The organism is Streptomyces sp. NPDC030296 (assembly GCF_055572815.1).
Genome location: NZ_JBVICQ010000015.1, coordinates 21,341 through 41,390, shown reverse-complemented (window position 1 = coordinate 41,390; position 20,050 = coordinate 21,341). Strand labels below are relative to the sequence as shown.

Genomic DNA, 20,050 nt, shown 5'->3' with positions numbered 1-20,050 from the left:
GGTCGCCTCGGTCGCCGGTGGCCAGGCGTCGGTCGGCGGTGACCGGTCATCGTCCGCCGGTCAGTCGCTCGCCGATGTCACCGCCCCGCTCACTCCCGTCCAGCCCTCATCCCCCACCACCTCCTCCCAACAGCCCGTCCGCCAGGCCGATCACCACCGGCAGCACTCCCACCGCGATGAACGCGGGCAGGAAGCACAGGCCGACCGGCGCGGTGACCATCACGGCGGCTCGGCGGGCCCGTTCCGTCGCGACGCGGCCCCAGTCGGCGCGGGCCTCTGCGGCGAGGCGGGCAACCGGGGCGGCGGCCGGTACGCCGGTCTGGTCGGCCCGTTCCAGGAGGCGGGCCAGCGGGTCGGCCCCGGGGAGCGCGGCCAACGCGCGCCACGCGTCCGCCGGTTCGCCCCCGAGGCGGGCCTCCGCCGCCCCTCTGGCCAGCCGCTCCCCCACCGGCCCGCCCAGGGCCTCACCGACGGCCTGGGCGGCTACGACAGGGCTCGCCCCGGCCGCGATGCAGGCGGCCAGCAGATCGGCGGCGAGGGGCAGCCGCCGGGCGGCCTCCGCCGCGTCGAACGCCTCCGTCGACGGGCCGTCCGCCTTCCTGGTCCGCCGTAGCCACTGCCAGACCCCCGTACCTGCGGCGAGCCCCAGCGCGAGCCCCGGAAGGCCGCCGACCAACACCCACCCGGCGCACACCCCGCCTGCGACCGGCAGCCAGCGCCGTACGGCGCCTCGCAGGGCGAGGGGCCGTCGGGGCGGAGCGGCGGCCAGGGCCAGGACCGCGTCCAGCCGGGCGAGCAGGCGCCGTCGGCGCCGGGCGGCGGCCAGCCACCGGGCCGGCCACCACAGGCCCACGAGGACGCACAGGGCCACCCCCAGCCTGTGGACGACTTCCCCGTTCATGCCGCCTCCGCTCCTCGTACGATCCGCAGCGCCCACCACAGGCCCGCGCCCTCCAGCACCACGCCGACCACCAGGCAGCCCAGCCCGGCCGCGCTGTGCAGCACCACGTGCAGCGGGTCGGCGCCGAGGGCGGTGCCGAGCAGCAGGCCCAGCACCGGGAGCCCGGCGAGCATCACCGCCGTCGAGCGGGAGCCGGCCAACTGGGCGCGCAGGTCCGCCCGCTGGTCCCGCTCGGCGCGCAGGGCGCCCTCCAGGCGGTCGAGCCCGGCGGCGAGGCCCGCGCCCCGGTCGACGGCCACCCGCCAGCAGGCGGCGAGCCCCAGCAGTCCGTCGGCGCCCGGTTGCCGCGCCGCGTCGGCGAGCGCGCCCGGCACGTCCCCGCCGAACCGGGCCGCCGCCAGCACCACCGCCTGCGTCTCGCCGAGCCCGCCCGAGTCCCGTGCGGCCCGCAGCAACGCCTCTCCCGGTTGCCGTCCGGCCCGCACCTCCCCGGCGAGCACCGCGCACAGCGCGACCACGGCTTCCCCGCGCCGCTCGCGGGCCCGGCGTTCCTCCGAGGCCCGCCGCACCCGTCGCAGCAGCGGCACCCCGGCCGCCCCGGCGAGGACCGGCAACACGGAGGCTCCCAGCACCGCGAGGAGCAGCCCCGCCACCGGCGCCCACCACTCGAACCCGAGCCGCCGCACCCGCCCGGCCGCCCTCTGCCAGGGCGGCGGTCCGATCGCCCCGCCACCGGCCAGCAGGGACCGGGCCCGTCGAGCGACGCTGTCCCGGCCGCCGCCCACCATCCAGGCCGCCGCCCCGGCACACACCAGGGCCACGCCGGCCGACGCCTCATCGGCCCCCGTCATAGGACCCGCTCCCTTCCCGCAGTTCGCCCCGGAGCAGGCCCCGCAGCCGCTCCCAGCCCCGCTCGTACACGAACGCCTCGGCGCCCCATCGCAGCGCGGGCACTGTCACGACCAGCCCCGACGCGTCGCGCTCCAGCACATGGACCTCGGCGATCCGGCGCCGCCCGTTCCGGTCCCGCACCAGGTGCAGGACCACCGACAGCGCGGCCGCCAGTTGGCTGTGCAGTGCGGCCCGATCGAGCCCGGCGGCCGTCCCGAGCGCCTCCAGCCGGGCCGGTACCTGTCCGGCCGCGTTGGCGTGGAGGGTGCCGCACCCGCCCTCGTGGCCCGTGTTCAAGGCCGCCAGCAGGCTCACCACCTCAGGACCGCGGACCTCGCCGACGACCAGCCGGTCGGGGCGCATCCGCAGCGCCTGCCGCACCAGGTCCTGGAGTTCGACGAGGCCGACGCCCTCCTGGTTGGCCGGTCTGCCCTCCAGGCGCACCACATGCGGATGGTCGGGCCGCAACTCCGCCGAGTCCTCGGCGAGCACGATCCGCTCGCCCGGGTCGACCAGGCCGAGGAGCGCGCTCAGCAGGGTCGTCTTCCCGAACCCCAGACAGGGACACCACTACTCGGGCACACTCGGGGCATGAGCAGCACTCCAACGGGGGACGCCCGGACGCGCGCGGTCATCTACTGCCGCATCAGCCAGGACCGCACCGGCGCCGGCCTCGGCGTCGACCGGCAGCGCGAGGACTGCCAGGCGCTCGCAGACCGTAACGGCTGGAACGTCGTCGAGACCTACGTCGACAACGACGTGAGCGCCTACTCCGGCAAGCTCCGCCCGGACTACCGGCGCATGCTCGCCGACCTCGACCAAGGCACCGCCACCGTCGTCATCGTCTGGCACACCGACCGGCTCACCCGCTCGATCGTCGAGCTGGAGGAGTACATCGAGCTGTCCGACCGGCGCGGCATCTCCACGCACACCGTGCAGGCCGGGACGATCGACCTCGCCACGCCGTCCGGGCGGATGACCGCGCGGATCCTCGGCGCCGTCGCCCGCCAGGAGTCCGAGCACAAGGGCCACCGCGTGGCCCGCGCCCGCCAGCAGAAGGCCATGGCCGGCGAATGGGCGGGCGGCATCCGCCCGTTCGGGTGGGGCCTGCCCACCGGGGAGACCCGCACGAAGGTCGACCGGCGCACCGGCGAAGAGACCGAGGTGCCCGAGCTCGACATGACGAAGGCTGTCCCCGAGGAGGCCGAGGCCCTCCGCTTCTGGACGGACGAGATCCTCTCCGGCGGGTCGATCCGGTCGCTGGTGAAGTGGTGCGCCGACAAGGGCATCACCACGACCCGCGGGAACCCCGTCACCCACCAGGACCTGCGGGACATGCTGATGCGCCCGAGGAACGCCGGGATCGCCGTCTACAAGGGCGAGGAGGTCGGCCGCGGGAAGTGGGAGCCGATCGTGGAGGAGACGAAGTTCAGGGCCGTCGTGGCGATCCTGACGGACCCGTCACGAACGACGACCCCGGGCGCCCAGCCGAAGTGGCTCGGGTCGCTGCTGTACCGGTGCGGCCGGGATGCGTGCACGCACTTCGTGTACGTCACACAGTCCGGCGGCCGGTCGTATCCGTCGTACCGGTGCCAGACCGGGCACGGCGGCGGCCGACGCGCCGAGACCGTCGACCAGTACGTCGAGGACACCATCGTCGAGCGCCTGGAGCGCGACGACGCGCACGAGCTGCTGCTGCCCGGCCCGGACGACATCGACGTCTCGGGGCTGCAGGCGGAGAGCGAACAGATCCGCCGGCGCATGACGGACTTGGCCGCACTGTTCGGGGCCGGCCAAATCGACATGGTGCAGTTCACCCAGGGCACCGACACAGCCCGCGCGCAGTTGGAGGGCGTGACGAAGCAGCTGGCCCGTGCAGCCACGGTCGACCCGCTGGTGGGTCTGGTCGGTGCGCCGGACGTGCGGAAGGCGTGGCGAGGGCTGGGGCTGGAGCAGCAGCGGACTGTGCTGCGGTCGCTGGTCGAGGTGACGCTGAAGACACCGCGACCCGGGCGCATGCCCGACGGCGGGTACTTCGACTACGACGCCATCGCTTTTGAGTGGAAGCGGGGCGGACCGTAAGAAACCTATAGGCTTTAGCGACGCACTCTCATCACCATTTGATCGGCGGACTGCAGCCTAGTCTTTGCCCTGAGGCTTCAGCCTGGTTCGCCTGCTGCGTTTCGGAGAGCTTTCAGGTTCGGGCTGCAACAGGTAAGTCCACTCTTCGGGAATGTGTGGTAGCACGTACCCATACTTCGTGAAGTCAGCGAGAATCTCTCGAACCGTCTTCTCGTCCTCCTTAACTTGCTCACGCCAAAAACTTACCGAACTCTCTTTGGACGCAAACTCCCGCGCCTCTTGGCGTGCTTGTTGGAGACGATTCATGGCCATCTTTTGCATGTTCGCAAGCTGCCTGGCCTCATCCAACAGCTGCTCGTACTTGTCGGAAGACACGTCCGCTTCACCCTCACGAGCACTTACATTCGCCTCCCTCCTGGCCAGTACTGACTGTACTTGCTGCTCAGCCGCCGCGACCCGGTCTGCCGCCGACTGCGCCGCTTCCTCGACTTCGGCGTAGGCGGCTTCCGCGTCAGACAGTTGCTCCTTGCTATGGAGAAGCGTCTCAATCATCGGTAGCAAGTTACGCACGATATCCATCGCACGCACCTCGTCGGTAGCGAATTCAAATCCCGACCGGGGACCGTCGAGCTCCCCGGAGAACCAAGCCGCCCACGAGTAAGTGTCTCCATTTCGCCCAGGCAGCCCTTCCGAAACCGGCTCGTATCCGACAGGAAAGGCTAGCTCGAGAGGTGAAACTCGCAACGCCGCTGCGAATACGAGAAGCTCCGCCACGCCAACATTGGCACGTCGCCCGTTCTCGAAATTGGCGATTACCGATCGCTGAATCGGCATGCCGATCCGCTTGCACTCATCTGCCAACTGCTGCGCGCTCATACCTCGGCGAGCGCGATGACGTCGCACTTCACCCGCAACCTGCGCTGCTAGGCGCTCGGGCCACTCCTGTTGTGTCATGACAGCACAGTACGACACTCCTTGACACGCAACAAGACAACCCTCCATGCTGTGACACAAGCACTCAACGGCTCAGCGGAGTGACACGCCATGACACAAGTCGACACAGAAGCGCATGCGCTGACACGAGAGGAGTTGCTGGCCCTGCCCGCCAGCATCGACGTCGTGACGGCTGGCCGCGCGTTCGGAGTCGGTCGGACTACCGCATATGCACTTGCCCGGAGCGGCGAGTTCCCCTGCCGGGTCATCCGTGCGGGGAGGGCATACCGGGTGGTCACTGCGGACCTTCTTCGCGTCCTGCACATCACGCCGCATGCCGACGCCCACAACGGCACCGGTCCCGAAGTCCAGTCGGGATCGGCCGCCTGAAAACGGCGGCGCCGCCGGAGTCCAGCCGGCGGCGCCAGTCGAGCAATCCGCACTCCACTGCAAGGAAGAAACGGAACCAGCTCATGAGCAGAGTATCCGAGACGTCAACGAGGCCGTCGCCCCTTACCGAGCAGACCCACGACGCCCGCCTCATGGCGGAGATCATGCACGACCTCGAAACCGGGCAGCCGATGCTGCTCGCCAGCACCGAGCCGCACCAGGGTGACCTTCAGGTGGTCACCCTGACGGAGATGCTGGCCAAGGTCGACGAGGGGCACACCAAGCTCGACCAGATCGCGCAGCTCGCCATCGACTACGAGGCCGCCACAAACCGGCAGGCCAGCGAACCCGGGCACCACCCGTGGTGCCAGCCCGGCGCCTGCTTCGTCAGTCAGCCCGACGACGACGGCGAGTACATCGACCACGAAGGACCCATAGCCTCGGTCCGCGCCCCCCGCTCCATGCCCACCGAAGAGGGCGTCCTGCTGCGGGCCCGGCTCTGCTCCGACGCCAGCGACGGCGACGGCGCCTCCCTCTCCATCACCGGCTCGAACGGCAACGGCACCCTCGTCGACGGCCCCGAGCTCGACACGTTCATTACCAATCTGGCCGGCTTCCTCAACCAGCTGCGCGCCATGCGACCGCACCTCAAGGCGGCCACCGCGTGACCGGCGCCGACAACACCGTGGCGGCCGCAGGGGGAGCCTGCGGCCGCACGGCCCGCCGCGACCGTCCCGTCCGCTTCGAGGACCCCGCCCGCAACGCCGCCTACTGGGCGCGCATCGAGGCCATCGTCGCCGCCGCCCCGCCGCTGACCGACGAACAGCGGGCGGTCATCCGCACTGCCTTCAGCACCGTCACGACCAGGGCCCAGGAGGCGGCGTGAAGGACAGCCCCCGCCCTGAGTGCCGCCACTGGATCGGTGCCGAGGCACGGCACTGCAAGGAGACCGACGGCGTCCGCCGGTACGTCCCCGGCAACCGCCGCCCCGCCCACACCCCGCGCGCGCTGCGCGGCCTGCCCGAAATCCCGACCGGGCCCGGCTGGCCCATCTATCGCACGTAGGAGGAGAAGTGACCGAGCGACGCCCCGGCCAGTGGCCCGTCGACGAGCCTGCCGACCTCGACGCGGTGGAGGGGGTCCACAGCGTGGACACCCCCGACGTCGACGAGTTGTACGTCCAGCGCGCAGCGGAGAAGGCCCTGCACGAGATGGTCCTCGACTCCATCCGGCACGACCTGGAGCAGCAGCCCAGCCCGGTCACGGTCCTCACCGCGGCCCGCAACTGGTGCACCCGCATCACCACCGCCGCCGAGGAAATCGCCCGGTCCAAGCGCAAGGCCGCATGACCGCGGGCGGGCGCCACCATCCCCCGCCAGGCGCCCGCCCGCACTCCACGAACCAACTGATCCAGCTCGAAGAAGAGAGCCGTTCGTGACTGACACCATCGCCTTCAACAGGCTCGCGGACTTCCTCCGCGACCGGGGCGAGCCCACGCGCTACCAGGGAGGCAAGCTCCGCACGCGTGGCATCTGCCACGGAGGTGACGCATCCGACACCGTCGCCATCACGCGGACCTCCGACGGCGTCGCCGTCTACTGCCACAAGTGCGAGGGCAACGACGAGTTCCTCGCCGAGATCGGCTGGACCCTGGCCGACCTGTTCGACAAGCCCCTCGAGCGTGCGGAGCGCGACCGGCCCGCCGATGACCTGTGGATCCCCTGCCGGGACCGCGGCCACAAGCGCGTCGCCCAGTACCTGTACCGCGACGAGAACAGGGCCGTCGTCCACGGCGTCACCCGCTGCGACGCGAAGTGCTTCTTCCAGTGGCGGCCCGACCCGGGCGCCAAGTCCGGGCGCCGCTGGAAGCTCAACGACGACAACGGCAACCGGCTCGTCCGCACCGTCCCCTACCGGCTCCCCGAGCTGCTCGCCGCCAAGCTGGCGGACCAGGTCATCTGGATCGCCGAGGGCGAGAAGGACGTTCACGCGCTCGTCGACCACGGACTCGCCGCCACGTGCAACGCCCAGGGCGCCGGGAAGTGGACCGCCGAGCACGCCCAGTACCTCGAAGGCGCAGACGTCACCATCGTCGCCGACCGGGATGCCAAGGGACAGGAGCACGCGACGGCAGTCGTCGAGTCTCTGCGCGGCCTGGCCCACTCCGTCTACGTCGTCCAGGCGCTCACCGGGAAGGACGCCGCCGACCACTTCGCCGCGGGACACAAGGACTCCCAATTCGTGCAGGTGTGGGCGCCCGTGCCGCATCCGGGCGACCTGGCGGTGACCGCGTGAGCGACGAGCCCAAATGGCGGCCGACCGTGGACGCCGAGGAGGACACGGCCCGACGCCTCGTTCTCACCCCGGCGTCCTCGATCCGCCTCCGCCGGGTTCGGTGGCTGTGGGACACCACTCCCGAGGGCGCCCCGCCGACCTCACACGGACGGATCCCGCTGAACTCCCTGGCGATCGCCGCCGGCGGGCCCGGCCTGGGCAAGTCCCAGTTCTCCGTGTGGCTGACGGCACGGATCACCACTGGCACCCTGCCGGGCGAGCTGTACGGCAAGCCTCGCGGCGTCATCTATGCGGCGACTGAGGACTCCTGGTCGTACACCATCGCGCCCCGCCTCGTGGCGGCCGGCGCAAACATGGACCTCGTCTTCCGCGTCGACGTGAAGGACGACGAGGAGATGCACGCGCGGCTCACCCTGCCCAAGGACATCTCCTTGATGGGGAAGGCCGCCGAGGCGTACAGCGTCGGCCTGCTCGTCGCGGACCCGCTGCTCTCAATGATCGACAGCAGCATCAACGACTACCGGGCTGCCGAAGTCCGCTCAGCGCTGGAGCCGCTCGTCGCAGCCGCCGACGCCCACGACTTCACGATCCTCGGGCTGGCCCACTTCACCAAGGCGGGCGGCACCGACCCCCTCAGCCGCATCGCCGGTTCCGGCGCGTTCGGCCAGCTGATCCGAAGCCTGATCGCGTTCGCCAAACAGGAGAACGAGGAGGGCGAAGAGGAGTTCGTCATGAGCCTGGAGAAGAACAACCTCGGGCGCGTCGGCCTGCCGTCGCACAGCTACGAGATCCAGCCCGTCACGGTCGACACCAGCGAAGGCCCCACCTACGTCTCTCGGTTCGTCCTCGGCCCGGAGTCCACCACCTCGGTGCGGGACGTCATGCGGGCCGAGACGAACGGCGACTCCGCGGGGTCGAGCAGCGAGGTCGTCGAGTGGCTGCAGGGCTGGCTCACCGACCTCGGCGGATCCGACGAGGCACGCGAAATCAAGAAGGCCGCGAAGAAGGAAGGGTTCAGCGAGTCGGCCATCGACCGGGCCAAGAAGAAGCTCGGCATCCGTTCGAAGCAGCAGGGCTTCGGGCGCGACCGCACGTCGCACTGGTACCTGCCCGAGGCGTGGGAGCGAGAGGTCCAGGCGGACCTCCCCCGTACAGCCTGACGTACATGACGAGCTTGACGAGATTGGGCCCGACCTGCGGTTTCTCCACAGGGTGTGGCTGACGAGATTGACGAGATTGGTGACGAGATTGAGGCGGCCATCCTCACCAATCTCGTCACCCCGGATCGCATTCTCGTCACCAATCTCGTCACCGAGAAACCCCAGGTCAGCCCCAATCTCATCAATGTCATCAATCAAAATTGTGTGTAAGGGGACGAGCATGTGCGAGCTCGATCACTGGCAGGACCGCCTCACCGTCGCCGCGCAGACCCTCGTCGGCCCCGTCGAGGTGACCGACCCGTGAACGTCGACGACATCGTGGCCGAGAAGATCGCCGCCGCCCGCGCCCGCGCCGAAGCGGCCAAGCGGCGCCGCGCCGCGCTCGCCGCCAACCGCCGCCGCGGCCTCGCCCTCCGGCACGCCGCCAAGCTCCGCAACCAAGCTTCCATCCGCACGACGGATGGAACCGAGACGGACACCCCGCCCGCCTCGAACGACACCACCAAGGAGAACTCATGAACATCGCCACCGGCAGCGTCATCAACATGACCCCCGTCGGCTCCGACTGGGTCGTCGCCTTCGACCTGGGCGGTGAGACCGGAGAGGTCGTCTGCCCCGTCATCGGCTGGGCCACCGTCGTCCAGTCCCGCCTGAACGACGGCACCGTCCACACCGAGGTCAAGCCGGCCTTCATCTGGGGTGACCAGGTGTGGACCGAGACCGAGCTGCGCGAGCACACCCCCGGGCTGAAGGGCGTGGAGATCCGCCGGACGTGGGAAGCCCCGCTGTCCTGGTCCTCACCGGTCGCCTGACCCGCACAACACCGGCCGGGCCCGCGCATATCGGGCCCGGCCTCCCACCCAGCATCCCGCATTTGCAAGGTCCCTGAGGGACCTCACAACCCGAAGGAGTCCGCCATGGCAGGCGAGACCGTCATCACCGTCGTCGGCAACCTGGTCGATGATCCCGAGCTCCGCTTCACCCCGGCCGGCGTGGCCGTCGCCAAGTTCCGCATCGCCTCCACCCCTCGTGTCTTCAACAAGACGACCAACGCGTGGGAGGACGGCGACAGCCTGTTCCTCACCTGCTCGGTGTGGCGCCAGGCCGCCGAGCACGTCGCCGAGTCCTTGGCGCGCGGCACCCGCGTCATCGTCCAGGGCCGCCTCAAGCAGCGGTCCTACGAGGACAAGGAGCAGGTGAAGCGCACCGTCTACGAGCTCGACGTCGACGAGGTCGGGCCGTCCCTCACCTACGCCACCGCCAAGGTCACCAAGACCAGCGGCAGCCAGCAGGAAGGGGGTCGCTCTAACCGAGACCCTTGGGCCGGCGCGAAGCCCGCGAGCGCCCAGCAGGGGGGTGGCGGATGGGGTGGCGCGCAGCAGCAGCCCGCCGCCCAGGGCACCGGCTACTCCGACGAGCCCCCCTTCTAGGAGACGGCCATGACCGAGACCGAGATCCAGATGCTCCTCACCGGCGTCGCCCTCGGCGCCCAGGGGATGAGCATCCTGCACGCCTACTGGGCCAGCAAGGACGCCCGCCGCAGCGCCACCCAGGCTCAGGCCGCCATGAAGCGGTCGGCCGGTGACCGCTATCTGTCCAGCCTCCGCCTGTACCAGCTGCAGCACCGGAGGCAGGCATGACCGCGCCCCGCACGGAGGACGGGCTTCGTGAGGCGTTCCGGGCCGCGCTCGCCCAGTTCATCGACCCCGACGACGACACCATGCCGTACTGCAACCGGATCGAGGGCGGCTACACGTGGGCCCCGGCTGACGACGTCATCGACAGGCTGGTGAAGGCCGTTGACCCGCTGGCTCGCATGTACCTGCAGGCGATGGCGGATCTTGGCCGCGCCACCGACAAGCTCGACAAGCTCCGCGAAATCCTCGCCAGCAAGGAGCAGACGTGAACGCAGCAGGCATCGAGCCTTGGCTCACAGAGGCGACACGGATCCGCGAACAGGACGGCGGATACACCTTCGAGTCCCTGGCCGTAGCGATGGTCCTCAAGCTCGGCTGGGGGCCTGCCGCCGAGATCGCTGAAGCCTTGGAAGGGCACGTCCGAGGCTGGTGGGTGAAACCCGAACTGGCAGCCACGACGTCGCCACTCTACGAACTTCTGGGCTGGGAGCAGTCCGTCCTGCTGTGGGCCTGGTTCAGGAACCTGGAGAACTACCGCACGGTCCGCGACACCTTCCCGGCCGGAGGCGGCATCAAGACGGAGGTGGCGCTGTGACCGCGTCCTGCGGGCTGTGTGAGCGCGACCTCGAGCACGGATACCTGTGCCCGGGTGACGTGCTCGCCCTGGCGGAGCGCCTCGAGCGGATGCCGAAGCTGTACGAGGCGCTGGCCGGGTTCCTCGACCCGGCCGCCCGCGCCGCCACCGAGTTCGTCTCCCGCGGCCACGCCGCCTCGCGGATGCCCGTCGACGAGTCGGTCCTCGACCTACGGTACGGCGGCATCGCCCTGGTGCTGGAGAGCTGGCGATCCGACGTGCAGCGGGTGCGGGGCTGGGGTGAGCCAGCAGTCGAGGGCACCGTCGAGGGGCGGGTCGCGCGTGCGGCCCGCTGGCTGGGCATGGAGCTGTCGTGGATCGCCGCCGGCTATCCGGCCGCCGGGGACCTGGCCCGCGAGATCCGAGAGCTGGAGGGCGCGGCTCTGTCGATCGTGGGCGCCCTCCCGGACCGCGGCCGGCGTATCGGCCAGTGCGTCGCCGTCGACTCCTCGGGTGTCCTGTGCGGGGCGGTGATCTGGCATCAGCGCGGCCAGACGAGTCTCGTCTGCGACTGGTGCGGGTGCGTGTACGAGGCCGCCGACTTCGAGGACCTCGCCCGCCTCCAGCCCGGGGCGTGCGACGAAACAGGTGACGAAATCCGTGACGAAATGGGGGTGGCCTGATGCCCGGACGCATCGTCACCTGTCGCGTCCTGTCCGGCCGCGGCCACCAGTGCACCGGCGAGGCCGTCGACCCCGAGGCCGAGCTGAAGATCTGCGCCCGCCACCTCGCCGAGGCGCAACGCCTCATCCATGCAGCGTTCCAGCGGGCACGGAGCCTGGAGGAGTCAGGGTGATCGCGACCGATACGCAACAGGGGGTTGCATATAACCCCCCGTGCGATATCCTCGGAGAGGTGGAAACACCCCCATGGCGGGCACGCATCCGCGTGGAAGACGAGTTGCTGGAACAGCTCGACGACCAAGCAGAGCAGGCCCGGAAGCGACGAGCGCAGGCCCTGAAGGAAGGGGCCGCCGAGCTCGGCAGCGTCTACGCCCTGGCGAAAGAGCTGAACCTCAGCTGGACCGCCGTAGCTAAGGCGATCAAGAAGTACACAACCGAATAGACGAGGGCCGGACAGCAGCTCTCCCCGGTGCTGGAACACCAGGGAGGCGATCGCACCGCCCGACCCTCTACCGAACATCCTGACCGAACCAGGAGTCGGCATGACCGATCTTGCCATGCCCGCGCACCGCCGCGGCACCCCGGCGGAGCAGCTCAACGAGTGCTTCACCGCCGCCTACACCCAGTACCTGCCGATGGTGCGCGCCACCATCCACAACCGGCTGAACGCCAGCGAGAGCCACCTCGTCGACGACCTCGCGCAGAACACGTTCCTCGCGTTCTACAGCTACCTCGGCCGCCTCGACACCACCCGCGACGTCGGCGGACTCCTCCGCGTCATGGCCCGGCAGTCCATCAGCCACCACTTCCGCGCCATGCGGAACACCCACGAACGGCCCACCGACGTCGGCAGCTGGCAGTACAGCAACCGCGAGCTGGGCGGCACCGGCGCCGGCTACTACATCCCCGCCGCCACCGGCTTCCGCACCGCCCGCATCGGCGCCGAGGGAGGCCAGGCATGAGCAGCCTCCCCGTATTCGGGCCGACCGTGGTGCAGAACGTCAACGACGACACCGGGCCCGCGGTGGTCGTGGTGCGGGTCGACTTCCAGATGTCCCGCGAGGAGCTGGCGACCGCCCTGTCCTACGGCTACGCCGACACCAACGTGGAGCGGCCCGTCGAGGGCATGTCCGTCGAGGAGGTGCGCGCCGAGGTCGAGGGCTATCTGGCGGCGACCGGCTACCTGCAGTTCTCGCAGCACGTCGAGGACATGCGGGCCGCCACCCCGGTGAGCCCGGACCTGCAGGCCGCGTTCGAGGCGGCCATCGACCGTGCCTACCCCACGTCGCCCGTACCCGAGCCGCGCCGGCAGTCGCCCCGCTACCCGGACGGCGCCGTCGTCCTCGACACCCTCGACTGCGGCGAGATCGTCACCGCCGAGCCCGCCTGGTGCACCGGCCACGACAACGAGCACGTCGTCCACCTCGCCGACCTCACCCACAACGGCCGCCACATCACCGCCGCCGCCGACACGGAACACGGCACCGTCGACATTCTCGACGCCCACCTCAGCCACGCCCCCTACGCGCAGCGCCAGCCCGAACCCCACCCGGTCATCTCCCTGACCGTCGACGTCGACGGCACCTTCACCGCCGAGGACACCCGCCAGGTCGCCCACGGCCTCCACGTCGCCGGGCTCCGCCTGGCCCGCCTCGTCGCCGACGCCGCACACCTCCAGCGAGGTGACCAGTGAGCACCCGCGAACTCACGAATGGGCAGGCCGGAGTCCTCGGTACGGCCGCCGTCCTCATGGTCGCCGTCGGAGGCTTCGGCGCCTGGGGCACCTACAGCAACGCCGTCGCCGAGTTCCACCGCCAGGCCACCGCCGCCGGTGTCGTCGCCGCCGGCGAGGGCCTCACCCTGATCCTCGCCATGGTGATGCTCGGCCGGACCATGCTCGGCCAGTCCTCACCCGCGATCGTCCGGGCCGGCATGTGGCTCGCCCCGCTGTCCGCCAGCGGCATCGGCATCACCATCGCCAGCGATGTCCGCGAGGCCGCCGTGTACGCGGTCACCCCGCTCGCCATGTCCGGGGCCGCCGAAGGGCTGGGGTTCATCGCTCGCAGCATCGTCGTCTACCGCACGGGCGTGGACGCCGAGGTGATGCGCCGCAACGCCGACGCCGCCCGGCAGCTCGCCTTCCAGCGCGCGGTCGCCGACGGCCACCCCGGCGGGTTCCGGCGCAAGCTCGCCGTCCGCCGCTACTGGTCCCTCGCGAAGTACGTGGGCGTGGGCGACACCGAGCTCGGCGCCGGTCTGGTCGACGTCCAGCGCGTCCGCGTCCGCGAGGGAGCTGATGCGGCCCTCGCCGCCATGTACGGCGGACAGCCCTCCCAGAAGGAGGCCAGTCCCGCCCCGGCACGGTCGGCGCAGGAAGTGCTCCGGGCGAAGTTCGCCGAGATGGACCCGGCCGAGGTGATCCGGATCGCGGCTGATGCGCACCCTGATGCGCCCCCGCCCGAGCTGGCCTCCCTCCTCGTCTCCTACGGGGTCGTCGTCGACGCCGTACAGGTCGCCGTCGTCCTCGGCCATCTGCCACCCGAGTACGAGGTGCATCGGCCTGATCCGCCCGCGCATCACCAGGTCAGCGAGCTGGAACCGGTCAACCTCCAAGGCGCCGTCGAGGAAGCCGCATCCACGCTCGGCGCGGACGCATCACCCCGCGAGATCGCCGAGCACATCGCCCAGCACCGGCGGCTCATCGTCGACGAGCCCTACGTCCGCACCGCCCTGTCGCGGGCCGCGAAGAAGACCGTCGCCGAGGCCCCGGCCAATCCGATGGAGGGGGGATACGCATGATGCGCCTCGTCTTCGGCGCCCTGCTCGGGCTCCTCGTCGCCTACCCGTCGCTGCTCTCCGTCGTCCTCACCGTGGCCGCCGCGGTCGTGTCTCAGCCGGTCGTCCTCGCGTTCGCCGCCAGCGTCATCGCCCGGCCGCGCATCACCCGCCGCATCAGGGGGTGGGCCCGATGAGCGACGCCCTCGACAAGGCCGAGGCCGCGGTGCGCGCCGCGGAGATTGACACGGTCGCCGTACAGCTGGCGCTCGCCGCCGTGGACCTGGCCAAGGCCGCAGCCGCACAGCAGGCCCCGGCGCCCGCCCACCAGTGCCAGCACGACCACCCGAAGGCCCGCCGCAGTACCGGTGAGTGGATCGGCATTGCGTGCGCGGTGTGCGTCGGCTCGATCGGGCTGGCGTTCGCATCCATCGCGCTGGCCATCCTCGGCGGCGTGGGCGCGATCGTCGTCCTCGTCCTGCGGGACGTGTGGCGCGACATGCAGCGGAAGGGCCGCTGACCTGCCCTTCCGTCCTCCGCGAGGTTTTACCGGGATCCCAGTAAAACCCGCGGGGGCGCGGTGGGGCCGGACAGCCCAGCCCCGTTCAAGGAGGACACCGTGAACCGTCAGGAACACCTCGACCAGGCCGCCACCGCCGCCGAGCGCGCCGGCGAGCTCGCCGCCGAGGCCGACCGGTACGCACACCACAACGACCACCAGCGCAAGGTGCAGCCGACCGCTACGGCCGGCGCCCTGTGGGCCGACGTCGCCCGCGCCCACGCCGAGATCGCCGCCGCCATGACCGCCGAGGAGAAGTGATGGCCGACGACATCAAGTTCAGCGACTTCACCACCGGCGAGAAGCTCCGCGTCGCCGCCCTCACCGCCCGCATGGCCAAGCGCGGCCTGGCCGGCGACAGCGTCGACCTGTCCGACCTGAAGCGCAAGGTCGAGCGCATCGAGCGCCAGGCCGCCCGCCGCAAGAAGAAGTAGCTCCGCCCCGGGGACGGCCCATCCCGCCAGGTCAGCGACCGTCCCCGGGCCCGGCTCGTAACGAAACGCGAAACGAAACACCGGAGAGACCAGGATGACGAACAACGTCGTACAGCTCCACAAGGACGCGCCCCCCGACACCCTCACCGAGACCATCATCGACGTCATCCAGGACGCCGAGCCTCGCCCCGTCGACCCGCCCGAGCAGCAGGCTGCCGAGGGCACATGGCTCGCCGAGCGGCAGGCGTACCTCGCCGAGGCCCCGCCCGTCGTCCCCACCTTCCTGCGCCGCGTCGACGCGTTCGTGGACGCCACCAAGTGGACCGTCAGCTACTACGCCCACGTCACCGCGTTCCACGCGCTCCGGGCGCCCGTCTACCTCACCCGCCTGCTGCTCCGGGCCCCCCGCGGCGCCGGCCGTCTCATCGTCCGCTGGGGCCGCTGGGTCGCCGACACCGAGGCCCGCCCCGTCGAGGCCAAGGCCGCCGCGTCCGCAGACGTCGAAGCGTGGCTGGCCCTATCCCGCGAGCACTCGCGCCGCGTCCGGCCGCGCCGTATCGCCTCCCTCGCCGTCGCCACGGCCACGAGTATCACCAGCCTGATCAGCGCCTTCCTGGTGCCGGGCTGGACGCTCACCGCGGCCGTCACCGCCGCCGCGCTGGTCGGCGTCCACGGCAAGAAGGGCGACAAGCCGCTGATCACCCGCTACGTCGCCAGGAACGTGATGCGCCGCCTCGACTCCACCGAGGTCTTCGACGCCCTCGCCGCCATCGGCATCGAGGGCAAGAAGGGCCGCAAGGGCGTCGAGTTCGCCTCCGAGGTCATGCGCGACGGCCCCGGCTGGCGCGCCGAGGTCGACCTCCCGCCCGGCATCGAGGCCACCGCCGTCCTGGAGAAGCGGGCCGCGCTCGCCGCCGCCATGCGCCGCCCCATCAGCACCGTGTGGCCCGAAGCCGACCGCACCGCCCACCCCGGCCGCCTCGTCCTCTGGGTCGCGCAGCGCGACCCCGCCAAGGCCGGCCGGAAGCTGTGGCCGCTCATGCACGAGGGCCAGGCGGACGTGTACGAGCCGCTCCCCTACGGCTTCGACCCGCGCGGCAACCTCGTCGAGATCACCCTCATGTACTCCAACCTGCTGGTCGGAGGCATCCCCGGCTCCGGCAAGACCTCCTGCGCCCTCGCGATCGTCCTCGGCGTCGCCCTCGACCCGACGGCCGAACTGTGGATCTACGAGCTGAAGGGCTCCGGCGACCTCGACTCCGTCAAGCCCATCTGCCACCGGTACGTCTCCGGCGACGAGGACGAGGACCTGGAGGCCGCCCTCGCCGGGATGCGCTCCGGGATCGCCGAGTACCAGCGCCGCGCCGCCTTCGTGCGTTCCCTGCCCGCCTCCGAGGTCCCCGAAGGCCGCAAGGTCACCCGCGCCCTCGCCGAGAAGTACCCCGAGCAGCAGCTCGGCCCACGCGTCATCGTCATCGACGAGGTGCAGGAGCTGTTCACCCACGCCGACTACAAGGAGGAGGCCGCCGCCCTGGCCACACGCCTGATCAAGAAGGCGCGCGCCTACGGCATCATCCTCATCCTCCTCACCCAGAACCCCGACGCCCCATCCCTGCCGTCCTCCGTCTCCAGCAGCGTCGGCACCCGCCTGTGCCTGGCCGTCATGGACTGGAGGGCCAACAACAACGTCCTCGGCACCGGCGCCTACGACCGCGGCCTCAGGGCCACCGACATCTCGGTGGACGAGCAGGGCACCGGCATCCTCGCCCGCGGCCGCGAAGGCATCACCGTTCGGGCCGCGTTCATCAAGCAGACCGAAGCCGAGGACATCGCCAAGCGCGCCCTCGCACTCCGCACGGCCGCCGGCACCCTGTCCGGGCAGTCCGCCGGCGCGACCGTCGAGGAGAAGGACGTCGAGACCGTCCTCGACCACCTGCGCGCCATCTGGCCCGACGGCGTCGAGACCGTCCACTCACACCGCCTCGTCGAGGCCCTCGCCGCCTACCGGGCCGACCTGTACCGGCCGTGGACCGAGATGGACGCCGTCGGTGCCTCCACCGCGCTCTCAGCGGCCCTGAAGCCCTTCAAGGTGTCCACCCGGCAGCTCACCATCCGGGACTGCTGCGGCGGCGCCAAGGGCCTCCGCAGGGAGGACATCCCACCCGCCGAGGACGGCGAGTAGAGGCACTCCAACCGGTTTCGGATCAAGGCCGCGGTTTCACCTTGGCCCGAAACCGGTTTCGCCCCCGATATCGACCCCCACCTGCGAAGTTTCGAGTTTCGGGCCTTCAACCGAGTCCCGGATCTGTGCCAGAAAATGGCTTACGGAAGACTGCGCCCCGCCGGTCAGGAGTTGCAGAGGCTGCCGTCCGACCAGACCGAGCTGAGCAGGAAGTAGCCGATCACGAGACCAACGAAGCCCATGCATCCGAACATCGGGTCCTCGGGCTGCATGCTGGCAGCGAACCAGGCGATCACGTAGTGGATGAACCCGGCGGCTCCGACCAGAAACATCACCACACCGAGCGCCATAAGCCCAACAGGGCCGGTGCAACTACCCGCCAGTTGGCTGGCGGTAATCAATGAGGGCACGTCGCCAAGCTATGGAGGATGCGGAAAGCTCCCGCTTCGCCGCGCGGCGGCTTCACTCGGGCGCAGCAGTCAGTTGTCTCACGTCCGGCGCCCGCTGACGCACCATGGAGGCATGAGAGAGCCCCTCCTCGTCGACGCCTACGCCGCCCACGCAGCCACCGGAATCAGGCCCGGCACCATCCGCGTCTGGCTCCACCGCGGAAAGCTCACCCACCACGGCCACGACACCGAAGGCCGTGACCTCGTCGACCTGCACGAACTACGCGACCGCCTAACGCCCGCCGCAGCTTGACCCATTAGCCAACAGGCTGTAACACTCAAGGCACGTCCGGCGTGCCCGGACCCAGACACCCTCAAAGACCCACCATCGCGTGGGTCTTCGCCGTTTCCGCCCCACCCGCGCGCGCCTGTGCCACGATGCCCCTTCTGCGCCACAAGCCCAGGGGGGACCATGCACACTCGCAGAGCCATCGGCGCCGTCACGGCCGCACTCACCCTCGTCCTCGTCGGCTGCACCAGCGGCAGCGACAGCAAGGCCAGCAGCGGAGGCAACTCTGCGGCGCCCGAGGCCCGTCAGCTCGACACCGCGCCGAACATCGCCGCCGCACTCAACGACGCCGGCCTCAAAGCGTCCACGCCCAAGGAGAGGACCGACGAGTCCTACATCACCAAAGTCGGCGGGACGTCCTACGGCCTCACGATCACAGACAAGGCCGGACAGGCCGCGCCCGGCGAGAGCGGCATCAACATGTTCCCGAACGCCGAGGCACTGAAGGCCTGGATCCCACTCTCCAAGAGCTTCGGCGGGGTAGCCGTCACCGGCGACACCTGGGCGGTCAGCCTGCCCACCAAGAGCAAGGACGCGCGGGCCGACAGTGTGCGCCTCGCCCCGAAGGTCGCCGAGGCGCTGGACGGCACTGTGCAGCAGTGAAGTCCCCAACCAAGGACCCGCGACACAGGGGAAGCCCCGGCTGACTACTCACCAGCCGGGGCTCCGTCGTGCAGGGCGCCTACTCGCCGGAGGACAACTTACGGGCGGCCTCGACCCCCGCGTGTATCGCCGACGGGTGATACACACGGGCTTCGGTGTCACCGTCGAAGAGGATCTGGAACCACCAGATCGGCTTGCCGCGGTCTCTTCCCCAAGACCGGTCCTTGATCACCCCGTCACGCTCGACAGGCGGAGCCGCCTTTGTGTCGAGCATGCGGACCCTCATCCCGGGACGCCACTCGTCGCCCCATCTTCTTTCTGCCATGAGAGACAGCAGATCACGGCCCGGGTTGACAGCGCGAGGAGCGGCCATGGCCACCAACCGCGACGAACTCGTCTCCTACGACTATCGGCGGGCACGCGGGCGCGTCCTCGCCGAGTCGGACGTCTGCATCGTGTGCGGGCACGGCGGGGCCGACGCCGTCGACCACGTCATCCCGGTGAGCAAGGGCGGCGCCCGCCTCGACCCCGACAACCTGGCGCCCATCCACGGCACGGCCGGCTGCCCCGTCTGCCTCCGCAAGTGCAACAACGAGAAGGGCGACCGCCCCCTCGCCGACGTCGTCCAACTCGTCACTTCAGTCGACTGGTTCGCCGGACCGTAGAGAGGACGCCATGCCCAACACGCACTCGTTCCAGTTCGAGGGGAAAGGGAACAGCGCACGCGTCACGGTCGACGGCGTCGACATCTCCAGCGCCGTCACAGCCGTCACCGTCCACGCCGATGCGTGGGAACATCCGCGCGTCACGCTGCAACTCAACGTCCACGACGTCACCAGGATCAGCTCACCAGAGACCGAGCTACTCATCCCCGAGGCCACGGCCGAAGCACTGGTCGCGCTGGGCTGGACACCACCCTCTGAGGCGAAGGGAGCGTCATGACTACGGACACCGAGACGACCTCGTGGGCACTCGACCACCACCTGACCGTCCTCGGCCAGATCGAATCACGGCCCGGCCCGCCCGACGACGACGGCACCCGATGGATGGAGCGACGCCTCACCGGCAAGGCCATCGCCGTCTGCCCCTGCGGCCTCAACACCGGCCTCGTCGACCGCAGCGAACTGCCGAGCATCGAGGAGCTGGCGGCACAGCACCCTCGAACCCTGGGGTGAACGACCAGGTCACAAGGCTGGTCTGCTTCACGGTCCCC

At 70.4% G+C, this 20,050-nt stretch carries 35 protein-coding genes and 1 pseudogene; 31 read left to right on the top strand and 5 right to left on the bottom strand.

Annotation, left to right across the window (positions count from 1 at the left end):
- Window positions 1-106: 106 nt before the first annotated feature.
- The 3 genes and pseudogenes from ACZ4Z3_RS34295 to ACZ4Z3_RS34285 form a co-directional block, all read right to left on the bottom strand.
- Window positions 107-901, bottom strand: coding sequence for a type II secretion system F family protein (locus tag ACZ4Z3_RS34295; RefSeq protein ID WP_468504711.1), 795 nt, complete (start codon window positions 899-901; stop codon window positions 107-109).
- Window positions 898-1,752 carry a type II secretion system F family protein gene (locus ACZ4Z3_RS34290; RefSeq protein ID WP_468504710.1) on the bottom strand — a complete coding sequence of 285 codons (855 nt, stop codon included), beginning with the start codon at window positions 1,750-1,752 and terminating at the stop codon, window positions 898-900. The genes ACZ4Z3_RS34295 and ACZ4Z3_RS34290 overlap by 4 nt, the downstream gene beginning before the upstream one ends.
- A pseudogene (locus tag ACZ4Z3_RS34285) lies at window positions 1,736-2,347 on the bottom strand (ATPase, T2SS/T4P/T4SS family); the annotation flags it as partial. The pseudogene ACZ4Z3_RS34285 and the gene ACZ4Z3_RS34290, both read right to left, overlap by 17 nt.
- Window positions 2,348-2,383: 36 nt before the next feature.
- On the opposite strand from ACZ4Z3_RS34285, the gene ACZ4Z3_RS34280 reads away from it, so the two are divergent.
- On the top strand, window positions 2,384-3,874 hold the full coding sequence (locus ACZ4Z3_RS34280) for a recombinase family protein (RefSeq protein WP_468504709.1): 1,491 nt from the start codon (window positions 2,384-2,386) through the stop codon (window positions 3,872-3,874).
- A 57-nt stretch (window positions 3,875-3,931) separates the two neighbouring features.
- Here ACZ4Z3_RS34280 and ACZ4Z3_RS34275 read toward each other — a convergent pair whose 3' ends face one another.
- Complete coding sequence (locus tag ACZ4Z3_RS34275; RefSeq protein WP_468504708.1) at window positions 3,932-4,828, bottom strand: helix-turn-helix domain-containing protein; 897 nt, start codon at window positions 4,826-4,828, stop codon at window positions 3,932-3,934.
- Between the two features lie 90 nt (window positions 4,829-4,918).
- On the opposite strand from ACZ4Z3_RS34275, the gene ACZ4Z3_RS34270 reads away from it, so the two are divergent.
- The 25 genes from ACZ4Z3_RS34270 to ACZ4Z3_RS34150 all read left to right on the top strand — a co-directional run bounded on the left by ACZ4Z3_RS34270 (window position 4,919) and on the right by ACZ4Z3_RS34150 (window position 17,496).
- Window positions 4,919-5,197, top strand: coding sequence for a helix-turn-helix domain-containing protein (locus tag ACZ4Z3_RS34270; RefSeq protein WP_468504707.1), 279 nt, complete (start codon window positions 4,919-4,921; stop codon window positions 5,195-5,197).
- 83 nt (window positions 5,198-5,280) lie between these two features.
- Complete coding sequence (locus tag ACZ4Z3_RS34265; RefSeq protein ID WP_468504706.1) at window positions 5,281-5,865, top strand: DUF6907 domain-containing protein; 585 nt, start codon at window positions 5,281-5,283, stop codon at window positions 5,863-5,865.
- A complete protein-coding gene (locus tag ACZ4Z3_RS34260) occupies window positions 5,862-6,083 on the top strand; it encodes a hypothetical protein (RefSeq protein ID WP_468504705.1) in 222 nt (73 codons plus the stop codon). The genes ACZ4Z3_RS34265 and ACZ4Z3_RS34260 overlap by 4 nt, the downstream gene beginning before the upstream one ends.
- Entirely contained in the window at window positions 6,080-6,262 is a 183-nt protein-coding gene (locus ACZ4Z3_RS34255; RefSeq protein WP_468504704.1) for a hypothetical protein, read from the top strand. Before ACZ4Z3_RS34260 ends, ACZ4Z3_RS34255 begins: the two co-directional genes overlap by 4 nt.
- An 8-nt stretch (window positions 6,263-6,270) precedes the next feature.
- Entirely contained in the window at window positions 6,271-6,546 is a 276-nt protein-coding gene (locus ACZ4Z3_RS34250; RefSeq protein WP_468504703.1) for a hypothetical protein, read from the top strand.
- Window positions 6,547-6,631: 85 nt separating this feature from the next.
- Window positions 6,632-7,492, top strand: coding sequence for a toprim domain-containing protein (locus tag ACZ4Z3_RS34245; RefSeq protein WP_468504702.1), 861 nt, complete (start codon window positions 6,632-6,634; stop codon window positions 7,490-7,492).
- Window positions 7,489-8,652 carry an AAA family ATPase gene (locus ACZ4Z3_RS34240; RefSeq protein WP_468504701.1) on the top strand — a complete coding sequence of 388 codons (1,164 nt, stop codon included), beginning with the start codon at window positions 7,489-7,491 and terminating at the stop codon, window positions 8,650-8,652. The genes ACZ4Z3_RS34245 and ACZ4Z3_RS34240 overlap by 4 nt, the downstream gene beginning before the upstream one ends.
- A 54-nt stretch (window positions 8,653-8,706) precedes the next feature.
- On the top strand, window positions 8,707-8,862 hold the full coding sequence (locus ACZ4Z3_RS34235; protein ID WP_468504700.1) for a hypothetical protein: 156 nt from the start codon (window positions 8,707-8,709) through the stop codon (window positions 8,860-8,862).
- A 90-nt stretch (window positions 8,863-8,952) separates the two neighbouring features.
- On the top strand, window positions 8,953-9,171 hold the full coding sequence (locus ACZ4Z3_RS34230; RefSeq protein WP_468504699.1) for a hypothetical protein: 219 nt from the start codon (window positions 8,953-8,955) through the stop codon (window positions 9,169-9,171).
- The gene (locus ACZ4Z3_RS34225; RefSeq protein WP_468504698.1) at window positions 9,168-9,464 is read left to right on the top strand and encodes a hypothetical protein; all 297 of its coding nucleotides are present in this window, start codon (window positions 9,168-9,170) and stop codon (window positions 9,462-9,464) included. The genes ACZ4Z3_RS34230 and ACZ4Z3_RS34225 overlap by 4 nt, the downstream gene beginning before the upstream one ends.
- Window positions 9,465-9,569: 105 nt before the next feature.
- Entirely contained in the window at window positions 9,570-10,082 is a 513-nt protein-coding gene (locus ACZ4Z3_RS34220; RefSeq protein WP_468504697.1) for a single-stranded DNA-binding protein, read from the top strand.
- A gap of 9 nt (window positions 10,083-10,091) precedes the next feature.
- Window positions 10,092-10,292 (top strand): hypothetical protein, encoded by a 201-nt coding sequence (locus ACZ4Z3_RS34215; RefSeq protein ID WP_468504696.1) that lies wholly within the window; start codon window positions 10,092-10,094, stop codon window positions 10,290-10,292.
- Window positions 10,289-10,558, top strand: coding sequence for a hypothetical protein (locus ACZ4Z3_RS34210; protein ID WP_468504695.1), 270 nt, complete (start codon window positions 10,289-10,291; stop codon window positions 10,556-10,558). The genes ACZ4Z3_RS34215 and ACZ4Z3_RS34210 overlap by 4 nt, the downstream gene beginning before the upstream one ends.
- The gene (locus tag ACZ4Z3_RS34205) at window positions 10,555-10,884 is read left to right on the top strand and encodes a hypothetical protein (protein ID WP_468504694.1); all 330 of its coding nucleotides are present in this window, start codon (window positions 10,555-10,557) and stop codon (window positions 10,882-10,884) included. The genes ACZ4Z3_RS34210 and ACZ4Z3_RS34205 overlap by 4 nt, the downstream gene beginning before the upstream one ends.
- Window positions 10,881-11,546, top strand: coding sequence for a hypothetical protein (locus ACZ4Z3_RS34200; protein ID WP_468504693.1), 666 nt, complete (start codon window positions 10,881-10,883; stop codon window positions 11,544-11,546). The genes ACZ4Z3_RS34205 and ACZ4Z3_RS34200 overlap by 4 nt, the downstream gene beginning before the upstream one ends.
- Window positions 11,546-11,719 carry a hypothetical protein gene (locus ACZ4Z3_RS34195; protein ID WP_468504692.1) on the top strand — a complete coding sequence of 58 codons (174 nt, stop codon included), beginning with the start codon at window positions 11,546-11,548 and terminating at the stop codon, window positions 11,717-11,719. The genes ACZ4Z3_RS34200 and ACZ4Z3_RS34195 overlap by 1 nt, the downstream gene beginning before the upstream one ends.
- Window positions 11,716-11,988: a hypothetical protein gene (locus ACZ4Z3_RS34190; RefSeq protein ID WP_468504691.1), complete on the top strand. Its 273-nt coding sequence runs from the start codon at window positions 11,716-11,718 to the stop codon at window positions 11,986-11,988. Before ACZ4Z3_RS34195 ends, ACZ4Z3_RS34190 begins: the two co-directional genes overlap by 4 nt.
- Window positions 11,989-12,088: 100 nt before the next feature.
- On the top strand, window positions 12,089-12,508 hold the full coding sequence (locus ACZ4Z3_RS34185) for a sigma factor (RefSeq protein WP_468504690.1): 420 nt from the start codon (window positions 12,089-12,091) through the stop codon (window positions 12,506-12,508).
- On the top strand, window positions 12,505-13,239 hold the full coding sequence (locus ACZ4Z3_RS34180; RefSeq protein WP_468504689.1) for a DUF6907 domain-containing protein: 735 nt from the start codon (window positions 12,505-12,507) through the stop codon (window positions 13,237-13,239). The genes ACZ4Z3_RS34185 and ACZ4Z3_RS34180 overlap by 4 nt, the downstream gene beginning before the upstream one ends.
- Complete coding sequence (locus ACZ4Z3_RS34175; RefSeq protein ID WP_468504688.1) at window positions 13,236-14,345, top strand: conjugal transfer protein; 1,110 nt, start codon at window positions 13,236-13,238, stop codon at window positions 14,343-14,345. Before ACZ4Z3_RS34180 ends, ACZ4Z3_RS34175 begins: the two co-directional genes overlap by 4 nt.
- Window positions 14,342-14,518: a hypothetical protein gene (locus ACZ4Z3_RS34170; RefSeq protein ID WP_468504687.1), complete on the top strand. Its 177-nt coding sequence runs from the start codon at window positions 14,342-14,344 to the stop codon at window positions 14,516-14,518. Before ACZ4Z3_RS34175 ends, ACZ4Z3_RS34170 begins: the two co-directional genes overlap by 4 nt.
- On the top strand, window positions 14,515-14,841 hold the full coding sequence (locus ACZ4Z3_RS34165) for a hypothetical protein (protein ID WP_468504686.1): 327 nt from the start codon (window positions 14,515-14,517) through the stop codon (window positions 14,839-14,841). Before ACZ4Z3_RS34170 ends, ACZ4Z3_RS34165 begins: the two co-directional genes overlap by 4 nt.
- Before the next feature lie 99 nt (window positions 14,842-14,940).
- The gene (locus ACZ4Z3_RS34160) at window positions 14,941-15,141 is read left to right on the top strand and encodes a hypothetical protein (protein WP_468504685.1); all 201 of its coding nucleotides are present in this window, start codon (window positions 14,941-14,943) and stop codon (window positions 15,139-15,141) included.
- Entirely contained in the window at window positions 15,141-15,314 is a 174-nt protein-coding gene (locus ACZ4Z3_RS34155) for a DUF6257 family protein (RefSeq protein ID WP_468504684.1), read from the top strand. The genes ACZ4Z3_RS34160 and ACZ4Z3_RS34155 overlap by 1 nt, the downstream gene beginning before the upstream one ends.
- A gap of 94 nt (window positions 15,315-15,408) precedes the next feature.
- Window positions 15,409-17,496: an FtsK/SpoIIIE domain-containing protein gene (locus ACZ4Z3_RS34150; RefSeq protein ID WP_468504683.1), complete on the top strand. Its 2,088-nt coding sequence runs from the start codon at window positions 15,409-15,411 to the stop codon at window positions 17,494-17,496.
- Window positions 17,497-17,660: 164 nt separating this feature from the next.
- On the opposite strand, the gene ACZ4Z3_RS34145 is transcribed toward ACZ4Z3_RS34150, so the two are convergent.
- Complete coding sequence (locus tag ACZ4Z3_RS34145; protein WP_468504682.1) at window positions 17,661-17,906, bottom strand: hypothetical protein; 246 nt, start codon at window positions 17,904-17,906, stop codon at window positions 17,661-17,663.
- 112 nt (window positions 17,907-18,018) lie between these two features.
- Between ACZ4Z3_RS34145 and ACZ4Z3_RS34140 the strand changes: the two genes are divergently transcribed.
- The 5 genes from ACZ4Z3_RS34140 (at window position 18,019) to ACZ4Z3_RS34120 (ending at window position 20,012) form a co-directional block, all read left to right on the top strand.
- A complete protein-coding gene (locus ACZ4Z3_RS34140; protein ID WP_468504681.1) occupies window positions 18,019-18,198 on the top strand; it encodes a hypothetical protein in 180 nt (59 codons plus the stop codon).
- A gap of 159 nt (window positions 18,199-18,357) precedes the next feature.
- Entirely contained in the window at window positions 18,358-18,837 is a 480-nt protein-coding gene (locus tag ACZ4Z3_RS34135; protein WP_468504680.1) for a hypothetical protein, read from the top strand.
- Between the two features lie 371 nt (window positions 18,838-19,208).
- Window positions 19,209-19,502 carry an HNH endonuclease gene (locus ACZ4Z3_RS34130; RefSeq protein ID WP_468504679.1) on the top strand — a complete coding sequence of 98 codons (294 nt, stop codon included), beginning with the start codon at window positions 19,209-19,211 and terminating at the stop codon, window positions 19,500-19,502.
- Between the two features lie 10 nt (window positions 19,503-19,512).
- The gene (locus ACZ4Z3_RS34125; protein WP_468504678.1) at window positions 19,513-19,779 is read left to right on the top strand and encodes a hypothetical protein; all 267 of its coding nucleotides are present in this window, start codon (window positions 19,513-19,515) and stop codon (window positions 19,777-19,779) included.
- Window positions 19,776-20,012 (top strand): hypothetical protein, encoded by a 237-nt coding sequence (locus tag ACZ4Z3_RS34120; RefSeq protein WP_468504677.1) that lies wholly within the window; start codon window positions 19,776-19,778, stop codon window positions 20,010-20,012. Before ACZ4Z3_RS34125 ends, ACZ4Z3_RS34120 begins: the two co-directional genes overlap by 4 nt.
- Window positions 20,013-20,050: the final 38 nt, after the last annotated feature.